12 protein-coding genes and 1 pseudogene are annotated in these 10,358 nt (G+C 32.2%); 6 read left to right on the top strand and 7 right to left on the bottom strand.

Annotation, left to right across the window (positions count from 1 at the left end; all coding sequences use genetic code 11):
- Positions 1 to 475: pseudogene (locus ABJI11_RS03510) on the top strand (hypothetical protein); the annotation flags it as partial.
- A gap of 92 nt (positions 476 to 567) precedes the next feature.
- Here the strand turns inward: ABJI11_RS03510 and ABJI11_RS03505 are convergent.
- The 4 genes from ABJI11_RS03505 to ABJI11_RS03490 all read right to left on the bottom strand — a co-directional run bounded on the left by ABJI11_RS03505 (position 568) and on the right by ABJI11_RS03490 (position 4,313).
- Positions 568 to 1,317: a hypothetical protein gene (locus tag ABJI11_RS03505; RefSeq protein WP_348349463.1), complete on the bottom strand. Its 750-nt coding sequence runs from the start codon at positions 1,315 to 1,317 to the stop codon at positions 568 to 570.
- Positions 1,310 to 2,005, bottom strand: a complete 696-nt coding sequence (locus ABJI11_RS03500) for a hypothetical protein (RefSeq protein ID WP_348349460.1) — start codon at positions 2,003 to 2,005, stop codon at positions 1,310 to 1,312. Before ABJI11_RS03500 ends, ABJI11_RS03505 begins: the two co-directional genes overlap by 8 nt.
- Before the next feature lie 101 nt (positions 2,006 to 2,106).
- Positions 2,107 to 2,496 (bottom strand): PUR family DNA/RNA-binding protein, encoded by a 390-nt coding sequence (locus tag ABJI11_RS03495; RefSeq protein ID WP_348349457.1) that lies wholly within the window; start codon positions 2,494 to 2,496, stop codon positions 2,107 to 2,109.
- A gap of 65 nt (positions 2,497 to 2,561) precedes the next feature.
- Positions 2,562 to 4,313: an ABC transporter ATP-binding protein gene (locus ABJI11_RS03490; RefSeq protein ID WP_348349455.1), complete on the bottom strand. Its 1,752-nt coding sequence runs from the start codon at positions 4,311 to 4,313 to the stop codon at positions 2,562 to 2,564.
- A 217-nt stretch (positions 4,314 to 4,530) separates the two neighbouring features.
- Here ABJI11_RS03490 and nusB point away from each other — a divergent pair, with 217 nt between their 5' ends.
- From nusB to yajC, 3 genes are read left to right on the top strand one after another with little or no spacing between them, the layout of a single operon-like run.
- Positions 4,531 to 5,478, top strand: a complete 948-nt coding sequence (gene nusB, locus ABJI11_RS03485) for a transcription antitermination factor NusB (RefSeq protein WP_348349453.1) — start codon at positions 4,531 to 4,533, stop codon at positions 5,476 to 5,478.
- Between the two features lie 42 nt (positions 5,479 to 5,520).
- The gene (locus tag ABJI11_RS03480) at positions 5,521 to 5,991 is read left to right on the top strand and encodes a DUF1573 domain-containing protein (RefSeq protein ID WP_348349451.1); all 471 of its coding nucleotides are present in this window, start codon (positions 5,521 to 5,523) and stop codon (positions 5,989 to 5,991) included.
- Positions 5,992 to 6,015: 24 nt separating this feature from the next.
- Complete coding sequence (gene yajC / locus ABJI11_RS03475; protein WP_036152840.1) at positions 6,016 to 6,303, top strand: preprotein translocase subunit YajC; 288 nt, start codon at positions 6,016 to 6,018, stop codon at positions 6,301 to 6,303.
- A gap of 69 nt (positions 6,304 to 6,372) precedes the next feature.
- On the opposite strand, the gene ABJI11_RS03470 is transcribed toward yajC, so the two are convergent.
- Positions 6,373 to 6,972 (bottom strand): DUF1801 domain-containing protein, encoded by a 600-nt coding sequence (locus ABJI11_RS03470; RefSeq protein ID WP_348349449.1) that lies wholly within the window; start codon positions 6,970 to 6,972, stop codon positions 6,373 to 6,375.
- Positions 6,973 to 6,976: 4 nt separating this feature from the next.
- Positions 6,977 to 8,200, bottom strand: a complete 1,224-nt coding sequence (gene pepT / locus ABJI11_RS03465) for a peptidase T (RefSeq protein WP_348349447.1) — start codon at positions 8,198 to 8,200, stop codon at positions 6,977 to 6,979.
- 75 nt (positions 8,201 to 8,275) lie between these two features.
- Between pepT and ABJI11_RS03460 the strand changes: the two genes are divergently transcribed.
- Together ABJI11_RS03460 and ABJI11_RS03455 are read left to right on the top strand one after the other, a co-directional pair.
- A complete protein-coding gene (locus ABJI11_RS03460; RefSeq protein ID WP_348349446.1) occupies positions 8,276 to 8,722 on the top strand; it encodes a hypothetical protein in 447 nt (148 codons plus the stop codon).
- Between the two features lie 58 nt (positions 8,723 to 8,780).
- A complete protein-coding gene (locus ABJI11_RS03455) occupies positions 8,781 to 9,827 on the top strand; it encodes a quinone-dependent dihydroorotate dehydrogenase (RefSeq protein WP_348349444.1) in 1,047 nt (348 codons plus the stop codon).
- 71 nt (positions 9,828 to 9,898) lie between these two features.
- Here ABJI11_RS03455 and ABJI11_RS03450 read toward each other — a convergent pair whose 3' ends face one another.
- Positions 9,899 to 10,309 (bottom strand): Dabb family protein, encoded by a 411-nt coding sequence (locus ABJI11_RS03450; RefSeq protein WP_348349442.1) that lies wholly within the window; start codon positions 10,307 to 10,309, stop codon positions 9,899 to 9,901.
- Between the last annotated feature and the right edge of the window lie 49 nt (positions 10,310 to 10,358).

Raw genomic sequence — 10,358 nt, 5'->3', positions numbered from 1 at the left:
GAATAAGTCAAGTAGTACCATTAAGGAGGGTGTTTCTGGGCGCTTAAAGAAATTAACTGTTCACATTCCTAATGATGAGAAGTATGATAAGATTGTAAATCTATTGTCTGTTGAAAATGTAGATTTATTAAATCCTACTTCAACCAATGAGAAAATTCAATCGTATGTTGGTCAAGATTTACAGTTATCTGAAAATAAATTACCTAAAGAACAAAATACAAGCATATTCAGGTTTTTGTTTACTGTTTTAAATTTTCCTATTGTTTTTATATGGAGAAAATGGTTGAAACCAAAAGTGCCTGAAGATGAATTTATGGGTACGTTTAGATTTGCTTTTGCGATAGTATCTTATCCTATTTATATGACCTTACTATTTACTATTTTGTCATTTAGTTTTTCTGTCTACATAGCATTCTTAATAATTAATATATTGACATTGGTAAATGTTGGGTTGGTAAAGTATGGTTTACGGTAGAAAATCAAGAATCGAGTTAGATGTTCTTAATCTGCTTATCCAAAGTTGGTATTACAAAATCTATCTAACTAATGAAATCCTTGTGAAAATTTTTATTCTTGCGTATTTTTAGAATCAATCAATTGTTTTAATTTGGTTAGAGAATTTTTTATGTCTTGTGATTCACTCTTTGCTTTCATTAAATCAATTTTTCTTATCATCGCTCTATAATCCGCATTTGGGTAAAGTTTTACTAAATCAGTAAAGTATGTGTCAATAGCATTTGAAATCATTATTTTACCTTCATCAGAATAAGCTTTCTCTTCATTAATATTGTCTAAATAATTAATGAAATTACCAATTAGATTTTGAATGTTTGAATTGACGTGATAGTTTACTGAATTTGGATCATCTGAATTTTCTAATATTACATCATTTCCTAATTTGAAATATCTTAACTGTAGTCCTAAACCAAATTCATAAACAGCCAATTGTTCTTTACCGTACAGATAATTATCTTGAAGATCCATTGCTTGATAGATATTCGTCATTTCCTTCCATCTTACAAAGAATTTCTCTGCTATGCCATTTCTGTGCTTTATACCTAACTCATTATCGTTCAGAACAATTTTGTAGTTTTCGTGATCCACTAATTTTTTAACTATAATACTCGTTTCTGGGTCATCAAAAGAAGGTAGTTTTTCATCTACTTCGTATCCGTAATTTAATTCAAGACTGGCAGCTTCATAATCTTTGATATCCCAAAAACGTTTTTCTGTAGGAAAGGAATGCTTTTCTTTTTCACTACAGCTTATAACTAAAAAGGATAGGAATAAAACAAGAATATATTTGGTGTTAATCATCTAGTTTAATTGTTGGATTTTCAAATTCTGAAAGTAAATTTAATAAACTATCTACATTTCGTTCGTATTTTTTTTGCTCACTGTAAACATAACTATGAAATGTTTCATAATCGTACTTACGTTGAAATTCTCTTTCTTCAATAGTTTTTTTTTGAATTATTTTTTCGATTTCTTCTTTATGAGGTTTTTTTAATTCTAAAATAGCTTGCTTTATTTTTCTAACATATAATTCGGTAATTTTAAAATGATAAAGTTCGTGAGATAATAACTCTTTATTATTTGATTGAGTATTATATACAAATGATCTTGATGGGTGAAATAATGATTTAACAGTTACAGAATCATCATTTACCTCACTTTCTATAGTGACTACCACGTATGCGAATTTTTCATTTCCATATAGAGATTTTTTAAAAAACTCTAAACCACGAAAATTTTTAAAAGTTAAATGGTCAATTTTGTCGTACGTCTGGGGCTTTTCGTAATCTAAAAAATTGGTATGAGTTAGAATAGCAAAGCCAATTATTAAGGGTAAGAGAATTAAAAAACTATATTTTATAATTTTTTTAAACCTTTTTAGAGGAATTTTATTTCCACGCTTATTTTCCTTTATTACTATTCTAAATTGATACAAGACCGGAGAAAAGTAAATCATTAGAAATATTATAATGACTAGAGAATCATTCATGTTTATACATTTGTCAAAATTTATCCGATTTATCTAAATAGTCACAAAATAAAAACGGCCCTTTGAAAAGGACCGTTAATTTTTAAAAGAAAGCTTAAAGATTAAATATCCTCAAAACTAACGTCTGTAAAGCTAGATGTACTAGTAGTTGTATTTTCTAAAGGTATTTCAGCTTCAGCTACAACTTCTTCTTTCTTAAAATCTTTTTGATGTCTTTCAGAAATTACTTCAGAACCTTTTTCGTTGATGATGAAATCCATCATTTCTTCAACATTTTCTTTGAAGGCATCAAAGTCTTCTTTGTATAAATAAATTTTATGCTTCTTATAATGGAATGAACCATCGTCATGCGTAAATTTCTTACTTTCTGTAATCGTTAAATAATAGTCCCCGGCTTTTGTACTTCTTACATCGAAAAAGTACGTTCTTCTACCTGCGCGTAAAACTTTGGAGTGAATTTCTTCCTGATCTGATAAATCTCTTTCGCTCATTTCTAATGTTTAGTGTCGTTATGCTATCAAAAATGGAAAAAAAAACAGTATCCTACAACAATTTTTTAACTTTCTTTCTCTGAAAGCTGTTTGTGATAGAGGTCTTTATAGTAGCCTTCTCGCATATTTAACTCATCATGTGTACCTTGTTGAATAAGTCTTCCGTCATCTAAAACAAGAATTTTGTCAGCATTTTTAGCAGACGAAACTCTATGACTTACAATTAATGTAGTTTTATTCTGAGAGGCTTTTTTAAGATTGTTCAATATTTCTTCTTCAGTTTCGGTATCAACTGCAGAAAGGCAATCATCAAATAGATAAATTTGAGGTTTCTTGAGTAATGCCCTAGCAATAGAAACACGTTGCTTTTGTCCTCCACTTAAAGTAATACCTCTTTCTCCTAAGATTGTATCGTATTTTTTAGAGAAACCCATGATGTTTTCATGAACAACGGCATCTTTGGCTATGTCAATGATTTCTTCATCGGTAGCATCTTCTTTTCCAAACTTTATGTTGTTCTTAATGCTGTCAGAAAATAGAAAAGCATCTTGTGGTACGGCACCAATAGATTCTCTTAAACTGGTTAAATCTATATGTTTAATTGGTTCGTCATCAATTAATATCTCTCCTGATGTAGTATCATACAGTCGTGCTACTAAATCTAGAATAGTCGATTTTCCTGATCCGGTTTTACCGATAATCGCAGTTGTTTCACCTTTGTTTATAGTAAAAGATAAATGTTTTAAGGCGTTAATGTTGGTGTCTTGGTAGGTGAAATCAACATCTTTAAATTCAATTTTGCCTTTTACCTTATGTTCATGAGTGGGTGTATTTTTAATTTCCGACTCTTGATTTAGAAATTCATTAATGCGCTGTTGACTGGCGGCAGCTCTTTGAACGATAGACGTAAGCCATCCTACTATGGCAACTGGCCAGGTCAACATATTTACATATAATATAAACTCAGCAATAAGACCAACTTCAATTTCACCGGCTAAATATTGCTTACCTCCAATATATATGACCAAAATATTACTGATACCTATTAATAGTATCATTAATGGAAAAAACCAAGCATTTACTTTTGCAAGACTCACGCTTTTCTCTTTCCCTTCATTGGCAAGCGTTACTAAATCTTCATTGGTCTGTGGTTCTAAAGCATAAGCTTTGATGACTGAAACTCCTGAAAATATTTCTTGTGTAAATGTTGATAGTGTAGAAAGGTATTGCTGTACAATGGTACTTCTCTTATGTATGACCTTACTTATTTGATATATTAGGACGGATAAAAAAGGTAAAGGCAATAAAGTATAAGCAGCCAATGTAGGTGCCTTTATGAACATTAAAGGTATTAAACAGGCAAACAAAGTTAATGTCTGTATACCGTACATAATTGCTGGGCCGGCATACATACGAACCTCGTTAACGTCTTCACTTATTCTATTCATTAAATCTCCGGTTCTATTTTTCTTATAGAAATTGAGACTTAATTTTTGATAGTGGTCAAATATTTCATTTTTAAGATCGTATTCTATATACCTAGAAATATTGATTATCAGTTGACGCATTAAAAAAGTGAAAAAACCAGATAATATGGCGGCACCTACAATAATTAGTATATACTCCATCAACAGTTCTTGTGCCGTTGATTTTTCAATTTCCGCATTTATATATTGCTCGACTACGGTAATAGAATTATTAACGTAAGAGGGCATAATCAATTGAAATAACCTTGCAACTATAGTTATAATAATCCCGAAAAAAAGCTTAAGCCAGTATTTTTTAAAGTATTTATTTAGATGCTTAAGTTCTTTCATAAGTAGTAGAAAAGCTAATAGTATAAATTTCTGTGGGCAAATATAGTTTTTTGACCTAAAACGATATGTTATAAATAAGCTAAGATAAATACGATTGCTATTGTGACCCTTTAAATAGATACTTACCTTTGCGGCTTTATTTACTCAATAATCGAGATTTAATGCTTCGAGAGCTTGTCCCGAAGTTTTTTACTAATAATTAAATAAGTTCTTTTAAATGCTTACAAGAAGGCACATTAGGGTTAAGGTAATGCAGAGTATTTACGCTCTAATTCAGTCTAAGGACGATTCGTTACAGAAACAAGAGAAGTTTTTAAAGGTAAGTATAGAAAATACCTACACGCTGTACCTATTATGGTTAAGTCTTTTTGTAGAGTTACAAAAAAGAGCTGCAGACCAAATTTCGTTATCGGCAAATAAATACATTAGCGATAAGAAGACAGCATTTCCAAATCCTAATAAGTTTATTCAAAACAGATTGTTATTGCAAATTGTTGAGAATAAAACCTTAGAAGAAGAGCTTACCCACAGAAAATTAGATAATTGGTATTTGAACGAGGAGTATGTAAAGCTGATTTACAAAGAGATTTTAGAGAGCGATGCCTACCAAGAATATATGTCTACACCTGAAAGTGACTATGCTGCAGATAAAGAATTGGTGATGACCTTGTTCAAGAACATCATTGCGCCTAACGAAAAAATCTACGATTACTTTGAAGATGATAAATTAACTTGGGTAGATGATATACCTATTATAAATACGTTTGTTTTAAAGCATTTTAAGAAAGCAAAATTAACGCACCCAGAATCTTTCTTTTTACCTAGTTTGTTGAAAGATGATGAGGATATGACCTATGCTATGCAATTGTTGTCAAGGACCTTACTAAAGAACGATGCCTTAGAAAAGGAGATTGAAGGTAAAACACCTAATTGGGATAAAGATCGTATTGCAGGTATTGATAGTATTCTTTTAAAAATGGCTATTTGTGAGCTATTACATTTTCCTTCTATACCAGAAAGGGTAACTATAAACGAATACTTAGAAATTGCTAAGGAGTATTCTACGCCAAAAAGTAGCATTTTTATAAACGGAATTCTTGATAAGCTTACTAAAGAATACAAGTCAGAAGGAAAGCTTAACAAAATGGGAAGAGGTCTATTATAAAAATTTTTATAATTTTACAATTAATTGATAAATCTAAATAATATGAAAAAATTAGTTCTAATCGTTGGTCTAGTATCAATGGTAGCTTTTACTTCTTGTAAAGACAACGCATCAAGTAAGATTAAAACAGATAATGTAGCAGAAGCTGCTGTAAGAGATGAGGCTGCTAAAGCAGTACCTGTAATGTCTTTTGAGAAAGCAGAACATGATTTTGGTACAATTGAGCAAGGTACTCCACAAGAGACCGTATTTACGTTTACCAATACTGGTAATGCTCCATTAATTATTACTGACGCTAAAAGTAGCTGTGGTTGTACAGTTCCTAATCCTCCAAAAGAGCCTATTGCACCAGGTGCAACAGGAGAGTTGAAAGTTAATTTTAACGGTTCTGGTCAAAACCAGGTTACTAAAACTATTACGGTTACGGCTAATACTGAAAAAGGATCTGAGCTTTTAAGAATAAAAGCTTTTGTTAACCCAAAAGGAGCAGCTCCATTAGGACCTGTTAAATAATTATAACTTACAGATATACCAAAAATGGGTGATATAGGGCAGTTTCTTCCGATGATTTTGATTTTTGTGGTCGCATATTTTTTTATGATCAGACCTCAAATGAAAAGACAAAAGGATGAAAAGAAATTTTCAGCAGAATTAAAACGTGGTGATCGTGTTATTACCAAAAGTGGTCTGCACGGAAAAGTAGTAGATTTGAATGATAAAGATACTTCTTGTGTATTGGAAACAATGGCAGGAAAGTTAAAGTTTGATAGATCTGCCATATCCATGGAAATGAGCGCTAAGTTAAACGCTCCAGAGAAAAAGTAATTTTTTCTTAATTCATATAAAAAAACACCGATGGAAACATCGGTGTTTTTTTTGTTATAAAAATCTTACTTATCTACGATAAATATCAAGTAAACCCTTACCTGCCAGTATCAACGGAATTATCTTTTCTAGTCTAGATAGTTTTGTTTTTTCTTGTTTAGCTGTTGAAATATATTCGGCGTATTCTTTTTGTTTAGAATAGGTCAATTTATGAAAAGCAACATTTATGTCTTCATTGTCTTCTAGTGCAATTGATAGGTGGGCGGGTAATACAATTTTTGTTTTCGGTTTTTTCTCTGTTTTTACTTGCAGCCCCTTCCTTTGATTTTCAATAGCTTCTTTTATATATACTGTAACTAGTTTTTTATCGATGTCTTCAAGTTTAGCAAATTTCCAATGACGCATTGCCACGGTTTTTCCTTCTTGCGCATTTTCTAGTATTTTTTCAGGGTCGCTCAAAAACACCCCGTTAAAGAACCAAATTCCAAAATGGTTTTTGAATTTGTTTATGGCAATGACATTTTTATTATTAATCAGGTAGGTAGGAAAACTCCATTTGTAAATTTCGGTCATGCCACAGTCTAAAGCAAGCGTTCTTAATATGGCAACTCCATTTTTGAACTGATGGGCTTCATTGTAAAACGCATCTAATTTCTCTTGCTTTTCCATCTTCTCATTGGTTTGCTGTCAGCTCGCAAATACGCACAATAACTTCTACAGCTTTCTGCATACTCTCTACCGGCACATACTCGTACTTGCCATGAAAATTATGTCCGCCAGCAAATATGTTTGGGCATGGTAAGCCCATATAACTTAGTTGAGAACCATCTGTACCGCCTCTAATAGGTTTTATGATTGGTTTTATGCCAATGTCTTCCATAGCCTTTTTGGCGGTCTCTACAATATGAAAAACAGGTTCTACCTTTTCTTTCATATTAAAGTATTGATCTTTTAATTCTAGCTCAATACAATTGTCAAACTCATTATTATATTTCTTGACAATATCTTGTACCAACTCTTTACGTTTATTGAAATGCTTTAAATCGTGATCTCTAATGATAAGTTCTACAGTTGCATTTTCTATTTCTGCATCAAAATGATGCACATGAAAAAAGCCTTCACGACCAGTGGTTTCCTCTGGTACCTCATGTTTTGGTAAATCACTAATAATCTTATTTGCAATTAAAAGGGCATTTACCATTTTACCTTTTGCATAACCTGGGTGTACACTTTTACCTTTCACTGTAATTGTTGCTCCCGCTGCATTGAAGTTTTCATATTCTAGTTCACCAATTTGGCTACCATCCATAGTATATGCCCAAGCAGCTCCAAATTTGTCAACATCAAATTTATGGGCACCACGGCCAATCTCTTCATCAGGAGTAAAGCCAACTCTAATAGGTCCGTGTTTTATTTTAGGATTGTTGATCAAATATTCCATGGCGGTTACTATCTCTGTAATACCTGCCTTATCATCTGCACCTAATAGTGTTGTGCCGTCTGTAGTAATTATGGTTTGACCTATATACTGAAGCAAGTCATCAAAATAGGAGGATGATAAAATGATGTCTTTTTCTTTGTTCAGAACAATATCTTTACCGTCATAATTCCTGATAATCTGCGGATTTACATTGGTGCCGCTAAAATCTGGAGAAGTATCAAAATGAGAGATAAAACCAATGGTCGGTACCTCATGGTCAACATTAGAAGGTAAGGTTGCCATAATATATGCATTATCATCTATAGTAACATCTGTCATGCCTATAGCGCATAATTCATCAACTAATTTATTGGCTAAATTCCATTGCTTTTCAGTGCTTGGTGTGGTGTCAGATGATGAATCGCTTTGCGTGTCAATAGTAATATAACTAATGAAACGGTCTATAATATGCTGCATGCTAAATGTGTTTTATCAAAAATAAGCTTATATATTGTAATTTCGTAAACGTAATATTCTATAAATTTAATGTTGATGAAGTTTAGGTGTCTAGTAGTATTGGCTTCTGTTTTATTTTTTGCAAATGTAAATGCGCAGGCAGATTGTATTCTTGGGGTTGGTGTAACAAGCGATTCTATAATTTCAGATATTTTTCAGTTGAATGATATGCAAAAAGCAAAATTAGAGAGCTTTAGTGCAGATGCTAAACTTCGTAGTGAAGCTTTAAACAATGATTTGGCGGAAGTTAAGAGTAAACACCCTCAAAGTAATGTTACAGAACTACGTCAATTAGCTGATAAGTATAAAGTTGTTATGGATAGTATGGCTAGGGTCCAAAAGGTGATGGATAAAAAAATGTTAGCTTTATTTAATTCTAATCAATACGAATTATACTTGTCTTTGTGTAAAGATGCTTCAAGGTCGGCATATATTGTAACCCCTGCTGTATATGGTGATAGCATATCTAATAAAAACAGATAAAATATTGCTTAACTTTCTCATTTACAGTTTGTATTTTTGGGGCTTCTAAAATATATACATGTACAGGCTTTTTATTAGACCTCTTTTATTTCTTCTTGACCCAGAAAAAGTTCATCACATTAGTTTTTCAAGTATTAAGTTTTTTTCAAAAATAGGACTGTCTGGTCTTATCAAATCTATGTTCGTTGTTGAAGATAAACGTTTAGAACGTGAGCTTTTTGGACTAAAATTTAAGAATCCGGTTGGTTTGGCTGCCGGTTTCGATAAAAATGCTGTTTTGTATAACGAGTTATCAGATTTCGGATTCGGATTTGTAGAAATAGGTACATTGACACCTAAGCCCCAAGATGGCAACCCAAAGAAGAGATTATTCCGTTTAAAAGAAGATAAGGCTATTATTAACCGAATGGGTTTTAATAACCACGGCGTTTTTGAAGCGGTTGAGAATTTAAAGAAAAAGCATAAAGTACTAATTGGAGGTAATATTGGTAAGAATAAGGTAACACCTAATAATGAAGCAATCAAAGACTATTTAATATGTTTTGATGCCCTTTTTGATCATGTAGATTACTTTGTAGTAAATGTTAGTTCGCCAAACACACCTGGTTTGCGCGAATTACAAGATAAAGAGCCATTGACAGCTTTGTTAAATGAACTTCAATTAGAGAATGCTAAATTAAGTAAGCGCAAAGAGACAATTCGTAAACCAATTCTATTAAAAATAGCGCCGGATCTTACCGATAGTCAGTTGTTAGATATTATTGATATTGTGAGCGATACTAGTATTGACGGTGTTATTGCAACTAATACGACTATTGCTAGAGAGAATTTGAAATCTCATGCTTTAATTACCGAAGAAGCAGGTGGACTAAGTGGTGCGCCTTTGAAAGATAGAAGTACAGAGGTTATTCGCTTTTTGGCGGACAAGAGTAATAAAGCATTTCCAATAATTGGTGTTGGTGGTATTAATTCTGCTGAAGATGCCATTGAGAAATTAGAAGCTGGTGCAGATTTAATTCAATTATGGACGGGCTTTGTCTATGAAGGTCCCGCTTTGGTCAAGGAGATAAACAATGCTCTTTTAGAAAATGTAGCTAATGCTTAAAAGGTATGTTTAAAATTAAAAAAAGCCCTTGTACTATTTGTGCAAGGGCTTTTTTTTAGTTGTTATCTGTTTTATTGTTTGGTCCAATAATCTACCACAAATACATCATTTAAATACGGAGTCAATACTGCTCCAAATGCCTTATGGTCTGGGTGAGGTAAATAAATAGCACGGTCTTCTTCACTGTTAAAAGTTAGAAAAAAGGCATGTGTAAAGCCTTTGTTCAGCCCTTCTGGACTATTGTTTAATCCCCATTCATAACTTTTGATCTGTTCAATTTTAGACGGTAGTGCGCTAAAAGCATCTTCTACTTTTTTAATTTGTGCAGCTGTTGTTCCTTCTTTAAATTTAAAAAATACAGTATGTCTTAAAAGACTATCGTTTTTGATCATTGCTGTTGAGGTTATGTTTTTATCTGTTTTTGCAAAAGTGCTGGAGATAAATGAAATACTGATTAGTAATACAAGTACTTTGATTTTCATAATGTGTAGATTTTTAAACAAGATATTAAAAATAGGTGTAATACACGGT

This window comes from Maribacter sp., assembly GCF_039968975.1.
Taxonomy (GTDB): domain Bacteria; phylum Bacteroidota; class Bacteroidia; order Flavobacteriales; family Flavobacteriaceae; genus Maribacter.
Note: the sequence above shows the minus strand (reverse complement) of the source record. Positions and strands in the feature narration are given on the sequence as shown.

Coding starts and splice junctions, on each gene's coding strand:
- ABJI11_RS03505 (WP_348349463.1), bottom strand. CDS start 1,317: ATGATTAACACCAAATATATTCTTGTTTTATTCCTATCCTTTTTAGTT.
- ABJI11_RS03500 (WP_348349460.1), bottom strand. CDS start 2,005: ATGAATGATTCTCTAGTCATTATAATATTTCTAATGATTTACTTTTCT.
- ABJI11_RS03495 (WP_348349457.1), bottom strand. CDS start 2,496: ATGAGCGAAAGAGATTTATCAGATCAGGAAGAAATTCACTCCAAAGTT.
- ABJI11_RS03490 (WP_348349455.1), bottom strand. CDS start 4,313: ATGAAAGAACTTAAGCATCTAAATAAATACTTTAAAAAATACTGGCTT.
- nusB (WP_348349453.1), top strand. CDS start 4,531: ATGCTTACAAGAAGGCACATTAGGGTTAAGGTAATGCAGAGTATTTAC.
- ABJI11_RS03480 (WP_348349451.1), top strand. CDS start 5,521: ATGAAAAAATTAGTTCTAATCGTTGGTCTAGTATCAATGGTAGCTTTT.
- yajC (WP_036152840.1), top strand. CDS start 6,016: ATGGGTGATATAGGGCAGTTTCTTCCGATGATTTTGATTTTTGTGGTC.
- ABJI11_RS03470 (WP_348349449.1), bottom strand. CDS start 6,972: ATGGAAAAGCAAGAGAAATTAGATGCGTTTTACAATGAAGCCCATCAG.
- pepT (WP_348349447.1), bottom strand. CDS start 8,200: ATGCAGCATATTATAGACCGTTTCATTAGTTATATTACTATTGACACG.
- ABJI11_RS03460 (WP_348349446.1), top strand. CDS start 8,276: ATGAAGTTTAGGTGTCTAGTAGTATTGGCTTCTGTTTTATTTTTTGCA.
- ABJI11_RS03455 (WP_348349444.1), top strand. CDS start 8,781: ATGTACAGGCTTTTTATTAGACCTCTTTTATTTCTTCTTGACCCAGAA.
- ABJI11_RS03450 (WP_348349442.1), bottom strand. CDS start 10,309: ATGAAAATCAAAGTACTTGTATTACTAATCAGTATTTCATTTATCTCC.